The sequence below is a fragment of the Micromonospora hortensis genome (assembly GCF_022230935.1).
Lineage (GTDB): Bacteria > Actinomycetota > Actinomycetes > Mycobacteriales > Micromonosporaceae > Micromonospora > Micromonospora hortensis.
Map to the genome: position 1 here is coordinate 40,732 of NZ_JAKKFE010000006.1, position 19,543 is coordinate 60,274.

The following is a 19,543-nucleotide window of genomic DNA, read 5'->3' on the forward strand; positions in this document are numbered from 1 at the left end:
TCGCGACCGCGGGGCTCGCAACCCCGGCTCACTCCTCGCGCTCACGCCAACACCACGGACCGGGTCAGGTGGCGGGGCGCGTCCGGGTCGAGGCCCCGGCTGGTGGCCAGCGCGACAGCGAAGCGCTGCGCCAGGATCAGGTCGGCCATCGGGTCGACCGGGGTTCGGCCGGCGGACCAGCTGCCCAGCACCGTGCGCCAGCCGTGCGTGCGGCTGTGCACGAAGGCCGCGCCGGTGGCCGCCACGTCCTCGGGCAGCCCGTCGGGCAGCTCACCGAACGCCCAGACCAGCCGGCCCGGCGCGGCGACCGAGATGGGCCCGTGCCGGTAGTCCATCGCCGGGTACGCCTCGGCCCAGAAGGTGGCCGCCTCGCGGCACTTCAGCGCCGCCTCCTGGGCCAGCCCGATCGTCCACCCCCGACCGAGGAAGGTGACCTGCTCGATGGTGGCCGGGTCGATCGGCAGCGGAGATCGCACCGCCACCTCGGCGTCGGCGGCGAGCGCTGTCACCGGGTCGCCGAGCTGGGCCCGGAGCAGTGCCAGCGCGGTGGTCGCGAAGCGGGTCTGCACCACCGACCGTTCGTCGGCGAAGGGCAGGGCCACGGTGGCGGCGGCCAGCTCGACCGCCGGGGACGTGGGGTCGCCGACGATGACTGTGGTGGGTGTCCGTCCGCGCAGCGCGGCGAGCAGTTCCAGCACCTCTGTGGTGGTGCCGGAACGGGTGATCGCGATCAGCCGGTCGTAGCGGCGGTCGGCGGGAAACTCGGACGCCTGGAACGCGTCGGTCTCACCCTGGCCGGCCTGCTCGCGGCGGGCCGCGTACGCCATCGCCATGAACCACGACGTGCCGCAACCGACGACGGCGACCCGTTCCCCGGGGCGTGGCAGGTCACCGCGTACGACCTCGGCCAGCCCGGCCGCCTCCCGCCAGCAGTCGGGTTGGCTCGCGATCTCCGCGTCCACGTACGCCATGGGAAACTCCTCGCAGGGCCGACCGGTGCGCAATACGGCTCGTTAGACCCGCATTTCGCGCGTTATTCTGCGCGAACGTGGGTGACCATGGCAACCGGCCGGCCGATCGCGCAGGTCAGTCTTTTGCGCCAGCCTAGTTTCGCGCACTAGTGTGCACGCAATCAATCACCGTCCGTGCAGTTGCTGGGAGGGCCCCCGCAGTGGACCGGTACGCCAGATGGAACGCCCTGCTCGAAATGCTGACCGACAACGGCCGGGTCAGCGTCGAGGCGGCAGCCGAGCGGCTGGACGTCTCCCAGGCCACCATCCGGCGTGACTTCGACCAGCTCGCGCAGCAGCAAATGATCACGAGGACCCGGGGTGGCGCGGTCGCCAACGGCGTGTCGTACGACCTGCCGCTGCGCTACAAGACGGCCAAGCACTCGGCCGAGAAGCAGCGGATCGGGGCGGCCGCCGCCGCGCTCGTCACGCCGGGCACCGTGGTCGGCCTGAACGGCGGCACCACCAGCACCGAGGTGGCGAGGGCTCTCGCCGTCCGACCGGATCTGAACACCAGCGCCGAGGGTGCCCAGCTCACAGTGGTGACAAATGCGCTGAACATCGCCAACGAGCTGCTGGTCCGATCCCGGATGAAGGTGGTCGTGGCCGGCGGCGTGGTGCGCCCGAAGTCGTTCGAGCTGGTCGGCCCGCTGGGTGGGGCGCTGCTGCGCGAGGTCACCCTGGACGTCGCCCTACTCGGCGTGGACGCGATCGACCCGCAGCTCGGCGCCGCCGCCCACCACGAGGGGGAGGCGGCGATGAACAACCTGATGGTGGCCCGCGCCAAGCGTGTCGTGATCATCGCGGACTCGTCCAAGCTGGGCGGTCACGCCTTCGCCCGGATCTGCCCGGTCGAGCGGGTGGAGACGCTGGTGACCGACTCCGGTGCCGCGCCGGAGGTGGTTGACGCGTTCCGCGCCGCCGGCGTACAGGTCATCTGCGCCTGAGGGGTCACGCTGCGTCGATGAACTAGCCTGATCGGCGCGTCGATGCATACCGCGTATTGCGCGCTTCTGCATACCGCGTATGGTGTCGGCTGTCACGCCCACCCATCGGGGGAGGTGCAGCTTGCCAGCTGTCCTGGAGATCGAAGGTCTACGTAAGACGTACAAGAGTCGTCGACGCGGCACCCGCAATGCGCTCGACGGCTTCGACATGCGGGTCGACGCGGGGCAGGTGCACGGCTTCCTGGGTCCCAACGGGTCCGGCAAGACCACCACGCTGCGTACGCTGCTCGGCCTGATCCGGCCCGACGGTGGCCGGATGGCGCTGCTCGGGCACGAGGTTCCCGACGCGCTGCCCACTGTCGCCGGCCAGGTCGGCGCGATCGTGGAGAGCCCGCAGTTCTTCCCGCACTTCACGGCCCGGGACACGCTGTCCCTGCTCGCGGGGGCAGGCGAGGTGCCGGCGGTCAGGGTCGACGAGGTGCTGGAACTCGTCGGGCTGCGCGACCGGTCCGGCGAGCGGGTCAAGACGTACTCGTTGGGCATGAAACAGCGGCTCGCCGTGGCCTCGGCCCTGCTGAAGAACCCGAAGCTGCTCATCCTCGACGAGCCGGCCAACGGCCTCGACCCGGGCGGCATCCGGGAGATGCGCACGCTGATGCGTACCCTCGCCGAGTCCGGAATGACAGTGGTGCTGTCCAGTCACATCCTCGGTGAGATCCAGCTGATCTGCGACTCGGTCACCATCATCTCGCTGGGCCGGCGGGTCGCGTTCGGCCCGGTCGACGAGGTGCTCGCGCAGCACTCTTCAGGTGCGGTCCGGATCCGGCTGGAGGCGGTCAGCGACCTGCCGGTGGCCACCGAGGCGCTCACCCAGGCCGGGATCCGGGTCACCGGTCACCCGGACCACCTGATGCTGGCCGGCGTCGACAAGCCGGCGTCGGTGACCCGGCTGCTCGCCGAGAAGAACCTCTACGTCAGTGAGTTGGCGCCGATCGCCGTCGACCTGGAGAGCGTCTTCCTCGAACTGACCGCCACCGCGCCGGTACCCGGCCAGCACCGGCAGGTCGACGAGTCCATGAAGGTCGGTGGGACGGGTCAGCCCGGTCCCGCCGGGGGAGGGTGGGGCGCGTGAGCCTCTTTCGTACCGAGCTGCGCCGGCTCAGCAAGCGGCGTTTCACCCGCTACATGACACTGCTCGGCCTGCTGGTGCTGGCCGCGGTGGTGGTCGGGGTGTTCTTCACCAACCAGAAGATCGACGCCGGCCAGCTCGCCAGGGCCGAGCGTCAGGCCGACCAGCAGTACCAGGAGCAGGTGCGCTGGAGCGAGCAGGAGCGCGTCGCGTGTGCGCAGGCCAAGGCCTCCGGCACGGCGACCGAAGGCCGCTACCCGGACGACTGCTCGGTGATCACTCCGCCGCCCCGGGAGGAGATCAAGGCTGAGTGGTTCCTGCCGTCGACGTTCGACTTCAAGGAGACGTTCGACGAGACACTGATCCCGTTCGCGGCGATCCTCGCCCTGGTCGGGTTCGTCATCGGCGCGTCCTTCGTCGGTGCCGAGTGGAGCACCGGCGGCATGATGAACCTGTTGCTCTGGCGGCCGAAGCGGCTCACCGTACTGCTCACCAAGCTGGCCGCCCTGCTCACCGGCATCCTGGCGGTGACGCTGCCTGCCGCGGTGCTGTGGTTTGCCGGGTTCTGGGCGATCGCCAACCTCCGGGGCAGCACCGAGAAGATGACCTCGGGGGTCTGGCAGTCGTTCATGCTGACCGGCGTACGCGGTGTGGTGCTGGTGTTGGTGCTCACCACCATCGGCTTCGCCCTCGCCTCGCTCGGTCGGCACACAGCGATGGCCCTCGGTGGCGTGGTGGCGGTGATGGTGGTCGGCCAGTTCGGCCTGGGCATCCTGCTCTCCATGGCCGGCGTGCGGTTCGCCGAGGCGTGGCTGCTGCCCACCTACGCGGTGGCCTGGATGACGAAGACGGTCAAGCTGGAGGACTGGAACGCCTGCAACGCGACCTACTACGGGGAGTGCAAGCCGGCCACGATGGAGATCACCTGGCAGCAGTCCTCCGTCCTGCTCTCGGTCGGGGTGGTGGTGATCCTCGGGGCGGCGCTCTGGGCGATGCGTCGCCGCGACATCTCCTGACCTGACCGAAGTGACGCGGCGCGGTCGGCCCGGCCGTCGGGGTTCCCGGCGGTGAGGACCGGCCGCGCCGCCTGCTGCGTCCCTGGTCGCCGCTGACTAGGCTGAACGACATGTCCGCCGACACCACCCCGGCCGCCCCCGAGCCGTCCATCGACGCTCGTCCGGGTGAGGTCGCGGGTGCTGCCGGGCCGACAGTCCCGAACCCCCGACCGGCGCCGCCCATCGAGACCACCGACGAGCTGGCACCACCCGCCGACGAGTCGGCGCAGCCCACTGATCCCGCTGATCCGGCGGCGGGGCTGACCGAGCGGGAGCGCGCCATCCTCGCCTTCGAGCAGCAGTGGTGGCGGCACGCCGGCGCCAAGGAGCAGGCCGTCCGGGACACCTTCGGGATCTCGTCGACCCGGTACTACCAACTGCTCAACGGCCTGCTGGACAATCCGGCAGCCCTGGCCGCCGACCCCGTGCTGATCAGCCGACTCCGCCGGTTGCGCTCGTCGCGCGCCCGTAACCGCCGCCGTTAACCGCGCGCTCCGCGCTCCGCGCGCTCCCGCGCGCTCCCGCGCGCTCCCGCGCAATCCCGCGATCTTGCACTTACTGTCGTCGATTCGCGTCTTTTGTGCGTCTTTGTCGGGACACAAAGTGCAAGATCGCAGCGTTTGTCGCCTGCAGGAATGTCGCCAGGCCCAAGGGGTACGCGGGGAGCGCTCCGGGGCGCCGGCAGGTGGCCGGAGGCGACGGAGGGAGCGACAAATGACCGCCACCAACCGCAGGTGGGAGCACCGGTGATGCAGGTACGCTCCGCGTCCGCGCCGTCCCCGGGTCGGCCGGTCAACGAGGATCTGGTCTTCCGGTTCGGCCCGCTGGTCGGTGTCCTGGACGGCGCGACGGTGCCGGACGGCTTCGACACCGGTTGCGTGCACGGGCCCGAGTGGTACGTCCGGCACCTGGCGGCCCGGATCGGCGTCGCCGAGGCGGTACGCCCGGCCGCCCGGCTGACCAGCAATCTGGCCGCGGCGATCCTCGCGGTGCGCGCCGACCACGGCGGGCAGTGCGACCTCGACCACCCGGGCACCCCGTCCAGCACTGTCTGCCTCCTGCGGGACTGCGGCGACCAGGTGGACTACCTGGTGCTCTGCGACAGCCCGCTCGTCCTCGACGCCGGCGGGCAGGTCAGCGTGGTCACCGACAACCGGCTGGACGCGGCGATGGCGGAGCTGCGGGAGACAGTGGCCGTCGTGCCGGGCGGCGCGGCGGACCCGGTCACCCGGTTCCGGCACGCCGTGAGCGTCCAGCGGGAGCGGATGAACCGCACCCACGGCTACTGGGTGGCGGCCTCCGACCCGGACGCGGCCTTCCACGCGGTCACCGGGACCGCGCCCCGACACGGTCCGGGGGCACTACGGCGGGCGGCGCTGCTCAGTGACGGCGCGTCCAGCGCGGTGGAGCAGTTCGCGTTGACCGACTGGACCGGTCTGCTGGACCTGCTGAGCGCCGACGGTCCGGGCGCGTTGATCGACAGGGTGCGGGACGCCGAGCGCGACCATCCCGATCGGCTTCGCCGGCACAAGCCCACCGACGACGCGTCGGTGGTGTTCTGCGAGTTCGGGTAGGCGTTTCGGGCCGGTGACACCCGGTCGGGTGACAACAGAGCGTGATGTGGAACACCCGGGCCGCCCGACCGGCCGGTACCGCTGTCCGGACCGCCAGTGGATGGCCAATGGGGTGGACTTCGGCCGATGAGGGCGGCAGACTGCGGCACGTGGCGGGTGCGGTCCGGCTGGAGCCGGTGGACGAACGGAACCTGGAGCCGTTGCTCTCCGTAGCGGCTGCGGAGGCGGAGCCGGGTGATGTGATGCCCCCGGTCGAGGCACCCGCCGGCTGGTCGCTCGCCCGTCGCGAGGCGTTCCGCGAATTCCATCGGGCAAGCTTCGGCGGGCTGGACGGCCCAACCGGCTCGCAGATGTACGCCATCCTCGTCGGCGGCGAGGTGATGGGCATGGTCCGGATGACGCGCTGTGATGAGCCGCGCACCGTGGATACCGGGATGTGGCTCGGCCGGTCGGCACGGGGGCAGGGGATCGGCGCGGCCGCCCTACGGGAGCTGCTGAACGCCGCCGCTCGGGCGGGCATGCGGGCCGTGGTGGCCGAGACGACCCCGGACAACATCGGCGCGGTCGCCGTCTTGGAGAAGTGTGGCGCGAAACTCCGCGAGGACGACGGCACGGTACGCGCCGAAATCTGCCTCGATTCGACGCCGCCCGCCTTCTGAGCTGCCCGTCGGGGCCGACGAAAGGTTGTGCTGGTCTGATCACTCCCGGTTGGCGGCGTACGCGGCCAGGCCGGCGACCTGCGCCGGGTCCAGCGACGGTCGAACCCGGGCCCGCGCTGTCGACACGTGCTCGGCGGTGACAGTGGCGGCGGCGAGCGACTCCCGCATCGCGGCCAGCGCCGCCTCGCGAATCAGCGCCGCACAGTCCGCGGCGGAGAAGCCGGTCAGCTCGTCACCGAGAGCCGGCAGGTCGACGTCCGGTGCCAGCGGCACCTGCCGGGACGCGGCCCGCAGGATCTCCGCACGGGCGGGCCCGTCCGGCGGCGGCACGTAGACCAGCCGCTCCAACCGGCCCGGCCGCAGCAACGCCGGGTCGACCAGGTCCGGCCGGTTCGTCGCACCGACCACCACCACGTTGCGCAGCGTCTCCACCCCGTCCAACTCGGTGAGCAGGGCGGCGACCACCCGGTCCGTGGTGCCCCCGTCGGTGGCCTGGCCGCGTACCGGCGCCAGCGCGTCCACCTCGTCCAGGAAGATCAGCGTGGGGGCCGCTTCCCGGGCCCGACGGAACAGCTCGCGAACCGCGCGTTCGCTCTCACCGACCCACTTGGAGAGCAGTTCCGCCCCCTTGACCGACAGCACGTTGGCCCGCCCCGACCCGGCCAGCGCGGTGACCAGGTAGGTCTTGCCGCAGCCCGGCGGCCCGTAGAGCAGCACGCCGCGCGGCGGCTGCACGCCGAGCCGGGCAAAGGTGTCCGGGTAGGTCAGCGGCCACAGCACCGACTCGGTCAGCGTCTGTTTGACCTCGTCCAGGCCACCCACGTCGTCCAGTGTCACCGAGGCCAGATCCAGCGTGGACGCCGCCATCGTGGTGGGCCGGACCACCTCCCGGGCGGCGGTGAAGTCGGCCATCGACACCGTCGGGGTCTCGGCGGACTTCTGCCGCAGCGCCGCGCGTACCCCGGCCTCCCGGACCAGTGCGGCCAGGTCCGCAGCGACGAACCCGGGGGTACGCGCGGCCACCTCGTCGAGCCGGACGTCGTCGGCCAACGGCACCTGCCGGGTCAGCACTGTGAGCTGCTCGCGGCGCAGCGCCTGATCCGGGAGCGGGACGCTGATCCGCAGCGACAGCAGGTCGGGCGCGCGAAGCGCGGAGTCGACCGCCTCCGGTCGGCCGGTCGTGCAGACCACTGCGACGCCGGCCCGAATGCTCTCCGCGAGCACCTGACGGAACACCGTCGCCACCGGACCGGGGTCGTCAGCGGGTGCGAGCGCCTCGACGTCGGTGACCAGCAGTACCGCCGGGCCTTCGGCCCGTGCCGCCGATGCCGCGACGCGCAACCGCTCGGCGGCGGCCTGACTGGTCAACGCGGCCACCTCCGGCGCCCAGAGCGGGTGAACGCGTGCACCGACCCGGGCGGCCACGGCCCGGACCAGCGCCGACTTCCCGGAGCCCGCCGGGCCGACGAGCAACACCCCCAACGAGATGGTGGTGCCCAGTCGACCCAGCACCTCCCGGTGGTGGAAGCCGAGGTCCAGCAGTTCGGTCAGTTCCTCGGCCTGGGCCCGCAGCCCGGGCAACTCGTCCACGTCGGGCGCGTCCTCCGCCGCAACGGTGTCGGCGCTCGTACCCGGCCGGGTCGACGTGGCGCCGGCCGGGGCGGGCCCGCCGTGGGTCGTCGCACCGTGCTCCCAGGCAACAGACGTGTCCATGGTGACCATGGCGCCGGTCGCCGGCTCGACAGTGACCACGCTGAGCAGCGTGCTGGTCCAGGCGAAACCGACGGTGTTGGCGAGGCTGCGTCGTGCCGCCTCGACCAGGCTGCGGACCGAGGCGTCCGGCAGCACGTCCTGCGGCAGCAGCGACACGTCGTCCCCGGCGGTGAGCACCTTGCCCAGCAGGGCCAGCCGGAGCATCTCCGGGCTGACCGCCGCGACGACCCCCGCCGGCCCGGCCAGGACGACCCGGCTCGCCGAGACCAACGGCACCGGGCTCACCCGCACCTGACCGCCGTCGCGCAGACCCAGGTTGCCCAACGTCAGGTCGTCGGCGTACAGCAGGGCGCTGCTCGCGCCCGGCCCGGCCGCCGCGGCGATCCCGGCCGTCTCGCGGCGGCCGACAAGGCGGACCGGGTCGCCGGGGCGCAGCCCCAGCGCTGTCAGCGCCTCCGGGTGCAGGCGCACGATGCCCCGTCGGGCGTCGAGCGCCGCCGGCCGCAGGCTCGCCGTCAGGGTCAGGTCGGGTTGCGCCACTGCCCGACCGTAGCCGCCGTCAGCCAGCCCCGCCGGTCAGCGCCGCGGATCCAGCTCGTCCAACAGCGTCGGGTCGCTTCGGATCAGCTCGGCCAACCGGGCCGCCGGGTCCGGCGTCAACCCGTCCGGACCGGGTGCCCAGGCGGGCACCGTCCGGCCGGACAGCGGCCAGGCCGGCGGGGGTTCCACGGGCGTCGGCGGGGCAACGGGTCCGACAGTGACGGCAGGCCCGTCCCAGGAGACCCGCATCGCGTACGTCCGCCCGGCGTGCTCCACCTGCACTGTCACCGCCAGCCCGGGGTACGCCCCGACGACCTGGCGGACCGCCTCGGCCACCTCCTCGACCGGCCCCCAGCCGGCCACCTCGCTCGGAGTCTCCACCCCCGCGTGCCGGCCCGACCGGGCGTTGCGGGTGTCACCGCCGAGGCCGGGCGGGCTCGACGGTGCTGTGGTGTCGTCACGGTCGGCGGCCCGACGGCGTGACGCCTCCACACGTCGGGCCAGCCGGGCCAGCGTCTCGTCCAGGTCGCCCCTCACCAGATCACCTCTTCCCGCCACGGCCGGAGCTGGTCGGCTCAGGCCCTCCTGTCCCGGGTAGCGCGGTCCAGCGCGCGGTCCAGGACGACAAGTAGTGCGTCCCGCACCGAGAGCCGGTCGCGGGCATCGAACTGCACCAGGGGCACATGGTCACCGATGGCCAGCGCCCAACGGATCTCGCCGAGTTCCAGGGCCAGCCGCCCGTCGAAGGCGTTGACCCCGACGACGAACGGCAGCCCGGCCCGCTCGAAGAAGTCGATGGCCGGGAAGCAGTCGTCCAGTCGGGCGCTGTCCACCACCACCAGCGCGCCGAGCGCTCCCCGGGCCAGGTCGTCCCACATGAAGCCGAACCGGGTCTGCCCCGGCGTGCCGAACAGGTAGAGCTTCAGGCTGCGGTCGATCGTCACGCAGCCGAAGTCCATCGCCACAGTGGTGGTGGTCTTGGTGGACCGGGCACCCGGGTCGTCCACGCCGATCCCGGCGGTGGTCATCTCGGCCTCAGTGGTCAGTGGCGCGATCTCGGAGATCGCACCCACTGTGGTGGTCTTGCCCACCCCGAACCCACCGGCCACCAGGATCTTGACCGGGATCGGCGGTGCGGCCGGCTTACCGGACGGAGGTGACGTCGACCCCGCGCCGGCCGGGGGCCGGTACGGAGGCGGCGCGGTCGGCGGGGGACCGGCCCGCCCGACTATCGGCCCGGTGCCCGGGGACATGCCGTAACGGGCGGCGGCGCTGTTCGCGGCGACCCCGCCGAGCGGGGCGACCGGCCATTCAGGAGATCGCACGGAGTCCATCAATCACTCGCAGGATGAGATCGGGGTCGACAGCGTCGTCGGTGTCGGTCACGTGCACGTCCAGGTGCCCGGCGGCGCGTAGATCGCCGACCAGGACCCGCGTCACGCCGAAGTGCAGTCGGGCGCGGGCCGAGATCTCGGCCACCGAGATCGGCTCGAGGCAGAGCGCGATGATGGTCTGAAGTTCCGGTGCCAGCAGCGCGCCGGGTGGGCCGGCCCACCAGCCGCTGTCCATGCGGGCGGTCACCTGGGTCTCCAGCCCGATCGCCGGGTCGGCGCCCGCGACCCGCCCGGAGGTGAGCACGAACGGGCGGGGACCGGTGGGTTGGTCCCCGTCCGGCTCCGGCTCGGGCAGCGCCGGTGTCGCCGCCGCGCCCACCCCGGTCGGGGGTGACGTGCGCAGGTACGGTCGGATCCGAACCCTCGGGTCCGGATCCGGATCCTCGCCGGCGACGTCGGGGGTCACTGCTGAACGGCGTTCTTCAACTCGACGATCAGTCGCGGGGTCAGGGCGCCACCGGCCCGCCCGGCGAAGAGCGTCATCTCGTACGCGACGGTGCCCAGGTTCGCCGAACGGTCGGCGACCACCCCGAGCACGGAACCACTGCTGATCGCGCTGATCAGCAGGTAGCCGTCGGCCATGTCGACGATCACCCGGTTCAGGCCGCCGAGGGCGTACCAACTGGCGGCCCCACCGGCGAGGCTGGTCATTCCGGACACGACGGCGGCCAACCGCTCCGCGTTGGACCGATCCTTGATCGCCGACATGGCCATCAGCAGACCGTCCGAGGAGACCGCGATCGCCTCCAGGACCCCGGCGGTGCTGGAGGTGAAGGAGTCCAGCAGCCAGTTGAACGTACGGGCCTCCGGGCTGAGGTCCCCATTGGCGCTGGGCTGACTCTGGTCGACATTGTCGTGCAGGAAGGGGCTGGTCACCGTGATGATCCTTCTTCGTTCCGGTGGTCGGGGCTGACTTCGCGGAGAGCGCGGGCGACGCCCGCCTCGAACTCGCTGATGAGGTCGCGGACCTCGTTCGGGTCACCGAGGTTGGTGCTGGGCGGTTGGCAGACCGGGATGGCGGTGAGGTTCGCTCCCGGCACCCGTCGGCTCAACCGGGGCCGCTCCGGTGCGGCATCGGTCGAGCCACCACCACGCGGCACCGTGGGGCCGGCGCCTCCCGGGGTGCTGGGTAGGTCGACGGTCGTGCCCAAGTCCACCACGGCCGCCCCGGCCCCGGCCGACGGGTCGCTGGCCGTCCGCGCCGACGCGCCGTCGAGGCCCGGCGCCACGTGCAGTTCGGCGCGGCGTACACCGGCTTGGAAGGCCTCGACCAGCGCGCGGGCCGCGGCGGGGTCCGCGCTGGTGGCGTCCACCGGCCGGGTCGTCGGGGCGGTGGCGTGCAGTGTGGCCCCGGGCACCCGCTGCCGCACCCGTGGCCCGCCCGGCTTGCCCACCGGTTCCGGGTTCTGGGGTTCGGGAACGGCCTGCTCCGGCTGGCCCCTACCGAACGCGTTCCAGGACGGGCCGGCGTCCAGGCTGAGGGTGGCCCGGCTCAGCAGATCCGAGTCGAAGCGGGCCGGCGCGGCGACGGCCACCGCGCTGGGCCGCGCTTCGTGCTCGGGGTGGGGCGTCGCCGTCGTACGCCGGTCCCGATCCGGCACCGCGGCGCGGGCCACTGTGGCCCCGGCACGGTCGGCGCGGCGTAGCACCAGCGACGTCGAAGGGATCTCCAGCTGCGCGGTCACCCCTCCGCCGCCGGTGGCGGCCAGGGCGACCTGCCAGCCGTGCCGGCGGGCCAACCGGCCCACCACGAAGAGACCGAGCACCTCGGTCGGGGCCAGGTCGAGCCGTTCCCGGCGGGTGAGCCGGGCGTTCTCCTCGGCCATGCGTTGCTCGCTCATGCCGATGCCGTGGTCCACCACCGTGAGCCGTGCGCCGAGGCCGGACGTCTCGGCGGCCACCAGTACCCGGGTGTGCGGCGGAGAGAAGACCGTGGCGTTCTCCATCAGCTCGGCCAGCGCCAGGACGAGGTCACCGACCACCGCCGGAGCGGCCGAGACACCCGCCGGCACCTGCACCTCCACCCGGGTGTAGTCCTCGATCTCACCGAGCGCCAACCGGACCACGTCGGCCAGCGGCACCGGCGCGGTGTGCGCGTCGGCCCCGGCCGAGCCGGAGAGCACCACGAGGCTGCCGGCGTTGCGCCGCAACCGGCTGGAGATGTGGTCGAGTCGGTACAGGTGCTCCAGGCGGCCCGGGTCGGCCTCCTGCTGCTCCAGCCGGTCGATCAGCGCGATCTGCCGACCCACCAGGTTCTGGGTACGCCGTCCGACGTGGCCGAACATCTGCGCCACGTTGCGTCGGCCGGCGACCTGCCGTTCGACCAGTTGCGCCGCGGTGTTCTGCACCCTGTCGAAGGCCCGCGCCAGGTCGCCGATCTCGTCGTTGGCGCGGATGTCCACCGGCTCCAGCCGGACCGCATGGTGTCTTTCCGCCTCGTCGTCGGTGACCCGGACCAGCTCCGCCTCGGCGACCCGGGCGACCCGGTCGGCCGAGCGGGTGAGTCGGGTCAGCGGTCGGGCCACCGTCCGCGCCACCGCCACGCTGAGCAGCACGACCAGCGTCAGGATCAACGCCGCCGCGGCGCCGACCAGGTACGCGGCGGTCAGCGCGCGCCGCTGCTCGGCCGTCACCTCGGCGAGCACGTCGGCGATCAGCTTCTTCTCGACGAACTGGCCGAGCCGGATCATCGTGCGGACGGCCGGGAACAGGGCCTCGATCGTCACATCGCTGACCGCGGCCGCCGGATCGCGGGCGCTCCTGATCAGGAAGTCGGGTTGGGTACGCGCGGCCACGGCGGCGTCGTTGAGCTGGGCCACCTTGAGCTGCTCGGGCGTGATCAGGCTGCGGAAGCGCGAGTTGTCGACCATGAGCGCGGCGATGCACGCCACGTACCCGGCGGTGGTTTCCGGTGTGCCGATCGCCTTGACCAACAGGCTCAGGGTGGCGCAGGTCCCCAGGCCCTCGTCGGCGCGGAGCAGCCCGTCGAGGGCGAGCACCTGACGGCCCGGCAACGTGTCGGTGTCCACCCCGACCACCAGCCGCAGCGACTCGATGATCCCCTTGTTGACCGGGCCGAACGCGTCCATCACCTGACCCGGTTTGGCGGCTCGGGCCAGGACTGCCGTGCGCAGCTCGACGAGGCTGGACACGCCGTCGAGGGCGCTGTCGACCTCGTCGGTCAGCGCGTCGCTCCGCGCCGCCCGCAGGTCGGCCACCCGGTCGTCCACGTCGGCGGACTTACGGACCAGCTCACCGCGTTCGACCCGGCCGAGCAGGAAGCCGACGGAGAGGATGCGTTCCTGCTGCAGGTCCTGGACCAGGCTGCCGACCCGGCTGGCGAGCCGGACGCGTTCGGCGGTGTCGCCGGCCCGCTGTGCCGCGGTGATCCGGTCGAGCATCACCGGCACGGCCAGGCCGACCATGCTGAGCAGCGGAATCACCACGAGCAGCGCGAGCTTGCCGCGGATCCGGAGCCTACCGAGCAGCATCGAACGCCCCCCACTGTGCGGTCTCCGGGTCACGGGCCACGCCGACCGGTTGCAGCGCACGCGGTTCGTCGGTCGGCGGTTGCCACGGGTCGCGCTGCGGCGGGGTGTCGGGACTCTCCGCGTGGGTAGCGGCCAGGGCGGCCCGCCGTTGTGCCCGGCGACCGGCGGCGACCAGCATCGCCGCGAGCCAGCCCAGCAGCAGGACGGCGATGACACCCGCCCCGGCGGTCAGCCAGCGGTCCCGGTCGAGCCGGTCGATGCGCTCGGCCAGCAGGGAGTCCAGCTCGGTGAGGATGACCGGCTGAAGTTGGCGGGCGGAGCGGTGCGAGCTGACCGCTGCGGCACTCAACTGGCCCGGGTCGACCACGCCGGTCTCCTTGGCTGGCAGGGAGTACCCGGCGAGCGCCTCCACCGAACGCTGGTAGGTGTCCAGCGGGGTCAGCACGTTGGCGCCGAGGTCGGTGCTCTCCGAACCGTCCACGGCCGAGCGCAGGTTGTCGACGAGGTCCGCGGCAGGGGTCAGGGCGGACACCCGCAGGCCGGTCAGCTCCAGCAGGCCGCGCGGTCGCTCGGCGGCCGGCCGACGGCTGACGAGCGTGGCCAGGTCGGCCAGCCGACCGGCGCCGACCACCGCCTCGGGCAGCTCCTGGCCGGCGCTGTCCTGGAGGAAGAACGAGTCGGCTTCGGGGTCACGGACCAGCCCGGAGCTCTCCCGGACCTTCCGGTGCAGGGCCAGCAGCAGGTCGGAGACCTCGCCGTACGCGGTGTAGGCGGCCTCGGGATCGGTGGCGCTGCGGCCGCGCAGTGCCTCCAGCTTGGCCCGTACGCCGGCCCAGCGTTCCTGGCTGAGCAGTTCCCCGCCGATGCGGGCGTCCACAGCGGCGGCCTTCTCGACAGCCCCGTTCAACGCCTCCCGGGCCACAGGGCGGCCGTTCACCGCGTTGGACTGGGCCTCCACGAGGGCGTCGGTGACCGCCGCCAGCGCGGTGAGGTACTGCACGCCGAGCCGTTCCCGGGCGGCGAGGTCCCGGTCGTCGGTGACCTGCCGCCAGTTCGACGTGACGAGCAGGCCCAACGGCGCCAGCAGTGCTCCGATGAGCAGCAGGGGCAGCAGCCGGCCCAGCGTGGACGGCCGTCGACGGGCCCGCGGCGCGGGGACTGTCATGTGTGTCTCCTCCGGCGTGGGGCGCTGATCGGCGCGGCGTCGGGCTGGCCGACAAGTCCCGTGCACCGGACCGGAAAACTAATCGAACCCCCGCCTGGTCAGACCTCACTCGGCGAGTCAGGTTCGCGTCACTTCGAGCCATGTCACCATTTGTCCGCGTTACCGCCACGCTCTGTGTCCGCTGTGGGTGTGACATGGAGGGATCGAGGTGGATATCCGTGGAAGATCGGAATTCACGGGATCCGAACTCAACTCGCTGTGCCGCGTCGGACGTTGCGCGCTCGCACCCCACCGCGCACCGATCGGGGCAACCGGACGGACGTACGGCGGATCTCAGCCAACGCTCAGGCTGCGGGCCGTACCGTGTGCCGCATGACATCGCCGTCGCCGGCCGCGTGGTTCCGGCGTGCCCTGCCCACCCGCCGCCGGGCGATCGCCGCCGCGGTGGTCGTCGTGCTGTTGGCCGCCGCCGTGACCTGGGCGGTGTGGCCACAGGGACCGGGCGTACGCACCGAGAGCGCGATGCTCACCGTCCGCTCCGGACCGTCCGGTGACCAACCGGTGAACCTGGACACCACCCTCTACCTGCCGGACGACGCCTCGTCCGGTCGGAAGGTGCCGGCGGTGCTGCTGGCGCACGGCTTCGGCGGCACGAAGGAGTCGGTGCGCTCCGACGCGGAGGAGTTCGCCGGGCGCGGCTACGCGGTGCTGACCTGGACCGCGCGGGGTTTCGGCCGCAGCGGCGGTGAGATCCACCTGGACAACCCGGACTACGAGGTACGCGACGCCGAGCGGCTGCTGGACTGGCTGGCCGCGCGGCCGGAGGTGCGCACCGACGCCGCCGGCGACCCGAAGGTCGGTGTGGTCGGTGGCTCGTACGGCGGTGGGTTGGCGTTGCTGTTGGCCGCCCAGGACCGCCGGGTCGACGCGATCGTGCCCATGATCACTTGGAACGATCTTTCCCGTGCGTTCCTGCCGGAGAGCACCGGCGCAGCGCCGACCGAGGGTGTGTTCAAGAAGGGCTGGGCCGGCCTCTTCTTCGGCGGGGGCGGCAACGTGGGCTCCGGCCCGGCCGGGCTCTCCGGCGCGACCGCCGCCCAGCCGCAGGGCGCACCGGCCTCGGCCGGCCCGCCCAGCCCCGGGCCGGGCGCCGGCCCCGGCACCGGTCCCGGTGGCGCCCCGGCCGGTGCCGCCGACCCGTCCTGCGGTCGGTTCGCCGCCGACGTCTGCGCCGCGTACCTGCGGATCGCCACCACCGGCCGTGCCGACCAGGCCGCCGTGGACCTGCTGCGCCGCTCCAGCCCGGCCGGTGTGCTGGACCGGATCAAGGCACCCACCCTGCTGGTGCAGGGTGAGGCGGACACCCTCTTCCCGCTCGGTGAGGCGGACGCCAACGCGCGCGGCATCGCCGCCGCCGGCACCCCGGTGCGGGTCGCCTGGTTCACCGGCGGGCACGACGGTGGCAGTGGACCCCGCTCGGACGAGGACCGGGTGAAGTTCCTGACCGTCCAGTGGCTCGACCACTACGTCAAGGGCGAGGGCGACGCGCCCGGCGACGACTTCACCTGGTCGCGGATCGCCGGCTTCGACGCGCTCGACAGGGGCCTCGTCGCCACCGGCTTCCGCCGCCCCGACTACCCGGGCCTCACCGGTAACGCCCGTCGGGAGGTGACTGTCGCCGGCCCGGCACAGCCGATCGCGAACCCGCCGAACGGCAACCCGGCAGCCATCTCCTCGATCCCGTTCGCCGGCGGACTCGCCTCGCTGCTGGACGGCGTGGCCGGTGACGTGCCGGGCCAGCACGCCCAGTTCGAGTCCACCCCGCTGACCGAGGCCGTGGACGTGGCCGGTGCGCCCACCGTCACGGTGCGGGCCGCGTCGCCGACCGGCGAGGCGGTGCTCTTCGTCAAGCTCTACGACGTCGACCCGGACGGCGCGGCCACCCTGCCGAACGGCCTGGTCGCCCCGATCCGGCTCACCGGCCTTCCGCAGCAGGTGCAGGACGCCCGCCCGGTCACCGTGACGCTGCCGGGGATCGTGCACCGGGTGGAGGCCGGGCACCGGTTGCGGCTGGTGGTGGCCACCTCCGACCAGGCGTACACCACGCCCGCCGCGCCGACCGTCTACACGGTGGCGGCTGACGGCGCGGTCAGCCTGCCCACTGTCAGCGGTGAGCCGATCCCCACCGCGGCGACGATCTGGCGCTGGGTGCTCGCCGGCCTGCTCGCCGCCATCGTGATCGGGCTCGTCGTGGTCGTCGCACTGGTCCGCCGCCGGCACCGCCGCCAGGACCGGTCGGTGCACCCGGAGTACGCGGACACCCCGCTGGCAGTGCGCGCGCTGCGCAAGGAGTACGCGGACGGCTTCGTCGCCGTGTCGAACGTGGACTTCGAGGTGCACCCCGGTCAGGTAGTGGGTCTGCTCGGGCCGAACGGCGCCGGCAAGACCACCACCCTGCGGGTGCTGATGGGGCTGACCCAGCCGACCGCCGGGGAGATCTACGTCTTCGGTCGTCGGCTGGTGCCCGGCTCGCCGGTGCTGTCCCGGATCGGGGCGCTGGTGGAGGGGCCCGGTTTCCTGCCGCACCTGTCGGGTCTGGACAACCTGAAGGCGTACTGGCGGGCCACCGGGCGGCCGTGGGAGGACGCACAGTTCGACGCGGCGCTGGAGATCGCCGGGTTGGGCGACTCGGTGCACCGGAGGATCAAGAACTACAGCCACGGGATGCGCCAGCGGCTCGCCATCGCCCAGGCCATGCTCGGTCTTCCCGAACTGCTGGTGTTGGACGAGCCGACCGACGGGCTGGACCCGCCGCAGATCGCCGAGATGCGCCGGGTGCTCCAGCGGTACGCCACTGACGGTCGGGCGGTGCTGGTCTCCAGTCACCTGCTGGCCGAGGTGGAGCAGACGTGCACGCACGCGGTGGTGGTGAACAAGGGCCGGATCGTGGCGTCCGGGCCGGTGGAGGAGATCGTGGGCGAGTCGCCGAGCGTGCTCTTCGACGTCACCGACCCGGTGGCGGCGCGAGCGGTGCTGGACCGGCTGCACGGGGTCCGCGTGTTGCCGGAGAGCGACGGCCAACTGGTGGTCGACACCAACGGCACGGCCCGCAGCGAGGTGGTGGCGGAGCTGGTGCGCGCCGGCATCGGGGTGGACCGGGTGGTGCCTCGGCGGCGCCTGGAGGACGCGTTCCTCGCCCTGGTGGGCGAGAACTCTCGGGGAAGCGGTGACCGGTGATGGTTGTTACTGACGCGGGTGAGGCCCGTGGTTACCGGCCGTCGGCCACCATGCCGTTCGTGGCGGAGTTCCGTCGGCAGGCGTCCCGGCGGCGGACCCAGTTGGCGCTCGGGTTCATGGTGTTGCTGCCGCTGATCATCCTGATCGCGTTCCAGTTCGACTCGGGCGGCGACGACGACAACGGTCGCAACGAGTTCGCCAGCCTGGTCGAGCTGGCCACGTCGGGCGGGCTCAACTTCACCCTGTTCTCGATCTTCGTGTCGGCGTCGTTCCTGCTGGTGGTGGTCGTCGCGCTGTTCTGCGGCGACACGGTGGCCAGCGAGGCGAGCTGGGGCAGCCTGCGATACCTGTTGGCGATCCCGGTGCCCCGGGCCCGGTTGTTGACCGTGAAGCTGGTGGTCGCGCTCGCGTACTCGGGACTGGCCCTGGTGCTGTTGGCCGGCACCGCGTTGCTGGCCGGCACCCTGCGCTACGGCTGGTCACCGCTGCGCAGCACCGTCGCCGCCGAGCTGGAACCCACCGAGGGGTTGCTCCGGTTGCTGGCCGTGCTGGGCTACCTGGCCGTCGTACTGCTGGTGGTGGCCGGCCTGGCGTTCCTGCTGTCGGTGATCACGGACGCCGCGCTGGGCGCTGTGGGTGGTGCGGTTCTGCTCTGGATCCTGTCCAGCATCCTGGACCAGATCACCGCCCTGGGCGCGCTGCGCGACTTCCTGCCCACCCACTTCAGCACCGCCTGGCTGGGTCTGCTGTCGACTCCGGTGCAGACCGACGACGTGGTGCGCGGCTGCATCTCGGCGATCAGCTACGCGACGCTGTTCTGGGGGTTGGCGTTCTGGCGCTTCACCCGCAAGGACATCACCTCGTAGGTGGGCTGCTCGGGTCGGCCTTCTTCCAGGCGCTGACGCCGATCCGGCCGGTGTTGCCGAGGTCGATCGGCCCGTCCGGGTCGACCTCCTCGGCCGGCTGCCCGGCGGCGGGCGCCACGGTCAGGAACTCGCCGTTTGTGGCGACCACTGTCGAGTCGGTGACCAGGTTGCGCCAGAGCACCACTGCTGTGGCCCGCTCCCCGGCGGCGAGGGTGACCTGCCGGGGTGGTTGGTCGAAGCCCAAGGTGATCTCCTTGGCGCCGTTGACCACCCGCAGCATGATCGGCTCGCGCGCTTCGTCGAACACGTGCAGCACCGGGTACCCGTTGAGCTGGTAGGGGTGCTCGCCGCAGTTGACCAGCTCTAGGCCGAGGGCGCGCAGGCCCATCGCGGCGTCCCCGCCGGTCGACCGGATCCGAACGCCGCTCGCCGGGCACTCGGCCGACGGCTCGGTGCTGGAGGACGGGCCCGCTTCCGCCCTCGCCGCAGGGGGCGGCCCGCTCGGGTCCCCGCCCTGGCCCCGATGGTCGCCGGGAGTGCAGCCGCCGAGCGCGAGAGCCATCGCGACCGTAGCGGTGACGCGTCGCCGTGCTGCCGTGTCGGGGGAGATCATCTGTTGATCCTCGCCCACGTGCGGGGCACACCGCCGCCCGGCCCCGGCCGCGCCGGCTCTCCCGCGCCGCCGGGCCGGCTCCGCGATCTTGCACTTTCTGTGCCGACATAAGGCGCTTAACCACCCATACCGACTACACAAAGCGCAAGA

Annotated in this window: 17 protein-coding genes; 8 read left to right on the top strand and 9 right to left on the bottom strand. The window is 72.5% G+C overall.

All coding sequences use genetic code 11. The annotated features are described in order from the left end of the window. Positions 1–41: 41 nt before the first annotated feature. Positions 42–971, bottom strand: a complete 930-nt coding sequence (locus NIE111_RS03870) for an SIS domain-containing protein (RefSeq protein WP_238683065.1) — start codon at positions 969–971, stop codon at positions 42–44. A gap of 200 nt (positions 972–1,171) precedes the next feature. On the opposite strand from NIE111_RS03870, the gene NIE111_RS03875 reads away from it, so the two are divergent. The 6 genes from NIE111_RS03875 to NIE111_RS03900 all read left to right on the top strand — a co-directional run bounded on the left by NIE111_RS03875 (position 1,172) and on the right by NIE111_RS03900 (position 6,374). Further along, positions 1,172–1,957 carry a DeoR/GlpR family DNA-binding transcription regulator gene (locus NIE111_RS03875; protein ID WP_091403015.1) on the top strand — a complete coding sequence of 262 codons (786 nt, stop codon included), beginning with the start codon at positions 1,172–1,174 and terminating at the stop codon, positions 1,955–1,957. A 121-nt stretch (positions 1,958–2,078) separates the two neighbouring features. After that, positions 2,079–3,089 carry an ABC transporter ATP-binding protein gene (locus NIE111_RS03880; RefSeq protein WP_091403013.1) on the top strand — a complete coding sequence of 337 codons (1,011 nt, stop codon included), beginning with the start codon at positions 2,079–2,081 and terminating at the stop codon, positions 3,087–3,089. Continuing rightward, entirely contained in the window at positions 3,086–4,102 is a 1,017-nt protein-coding gene (locus NIE111_RS03885; protein ID WP_238683066.1) for an ABC transporter permease subunit, read from the top strand. The genes NIE111_RS03880 and NIE111_RS03885 overlap by 4 nt, the downstream gene beginning before the upstream one ends. A gap of 110 nt (positions 4,103–4,212) precedes the next feature. Next, positions 4,213–4,626, top strand: a complete 414-nt coding sequence (locus NIE111_RS03890; protein WP_238683067.1) for a DUF3263 domain-containing protein — start codon at positions 4,213–4,215, stop codon at positions 4,624–4,626. Positions 4,627–4,890: 264 nt separating this feature from the next. Beyond that, the gene (locus NIE111_RS03895; protein ID WP_238683068.1) at positions 4,891–5,715 is read left to right on the top strand and encodes a hypothetical protein; all 825 of its coding nucleotides are present in this window, start codon (positions 4,891–4,893) and stop codon (positions 5,713–5,715) included. Positions 5,716–5,864: 149 nt separating this feature from the next. Beyond that, complete coding sequence (locus NIE111_RS03900) at positions 5,865–6,374, top strand: GNAT family N-acetyltransferase (protein ID WP_238683069.1); 510 nt, start codon at positions 5,865–5,867, stop codon at positions 6,372–6,374. Positions 6,375–6,413: 39 nt separating this feature from the next. Here the strand turns inward: NIE111_RS03900 and NIE111_RS03905 are convergent, their stop codons facing one another. Genes NIE111_RS03905 through NIE111_RS03935 form a run of 7 tightly spaced genes read right to left on the bottom strand, consistent with a single transcriptional unit; the run spans position 6,414 to position 14,677 of the window. Further along, positions 6,414–8,627, bottom strand: coding sequence for an AAA family ATPase (locus NIE111_RS03905; RefSeq protein WP_238683070.1), 2,214 nt, complete (start codon positions 8,625–8,627; stop codon positions 6,414–6,416). A gap of 36 nt (positions 8,628–8,663) precedes the next feature. After that, positions 8,664–9,164, bottom strand: coding sequence for a hypothetical protein (locus NIE111_RS03910; protein WP_238683071.1), 501 nt, complete (start codon positions 9,162–9,164; stop codon positions 8,664–8,666). A gap of 38 nt (positions 9,165–9,202) precedes the next feature. Then, positions 9,203–9,961 carry a GTP-binding protein gene (locus NIE111_RS03915; RefSeq protein ID WP_238683072.1) on the bottom strand — a complete coding sequence of 253 codons (759 nt, stop codon included), beginning with the start codon at positions 9,959–9,961 and terminating at the stop codon, positions 9,203–9,205. Beyond that, a complete protein-coding gene (locus NIE111_RS03920; RefSeq protein WP_238683073.1) occupies positions 9,939–10,427 on the bottom strand; it encodes a DUF742 domain-containing protein in 489 nt (162 codons plus the stop codon). The genes NIE111_RS03915 and NIE111_RS03920 overlap by 23 nt, the downstream gene beginning before the upstream one ends. Beyond that, entirely contained in the window at positions 10,424–10,897 is a 474-nt protein-coding gene (locus tag NIE111_RS03925) for a roadblock/LC7 domain-containing protein (RefSeq protein ID WP_091402960.1), read from the bottom strand. The genes NIE111_RS03920 and NIE111_RS03925 overlap by 4 nt, the downstream gene beginning before the upstream one ends. Beyond that, complete coding sequence (locus tag NIE111_RS03930; RefSeq protein WP_238683074.1) at positions 10,894–13,512, bottom strand: sensor histidine kinase; 2,619 nt, start codon at positions 13,510–13,512, stop codon at positions 10,894–10,896. The genes NIE111_RS03925 and NIE111_RS03930 overlap by 4 nt, the downstream gene beginning before the upstream one ends. Continuing rightward, positions 13,499–14,677 carry a hypothetical protein gene (locus tag NIE111_RS03935; protein ID WP_238683075.1) on the bottom strand — a complete coding sequence of 393 codons (1,179 nt, stop codon included), beginning with the start codon at positions 14,675–14,677 and terminating at the stop codon, positions 13,499–13,501. Before NIE111_RS03935 ends, NIE111_RS03930 begins: the two co-directional genes overlap by 14 nt. A 372-nt stretch (positions 14,678–15,049) precedes the next feature. Between NIE111_RS03935 and NIE111_RS03940 the strand changes: the two genes are divergently transcribed. After that, a complete protein-coding gene (locus NIE111_RS03940) occupies positions 15,050–17,914 on the top strand; it encodes an alpha/beta fold hydrolase (RefSeq protein ID WP_238683076.1) in 2,865 nt (954 codons plus the stop codon). Next, positions 17,914–18,780: an ABC transporter permease gene (locus tag NIE111_RS03945; protein ID WP_238683077.1), complete on the top strand. Its 867-nt coding sequence runs from the start codon at positions 17,914–17,916 to the stop codon at positions 18,778–18,780. Before NIE111_RS03940 ends, NIE111_RS03945 begins: the two co-directional genes overlap by 1 nt. On the opposite strand, the gene NIE111_RS03950 is transcribed toward NIE111_RS03945, so the two are convergent. Beyond that, complete coding sequence (locus tag NIE111_RS03950) at positions 18,770–19,393, bottom strand: DUF4232 domain-containing protein (protein ID WP_238683078.1); 624 nt, start codon at positions 19,391–19,393, stop codon at positions 18,770–18,772. The genes NIE111_RS03945 and NIE111_RS03950 overlap by 11 nt on opposite strands. Positions 19,394–19,543 lie beyond the last annotated feature (150 nt).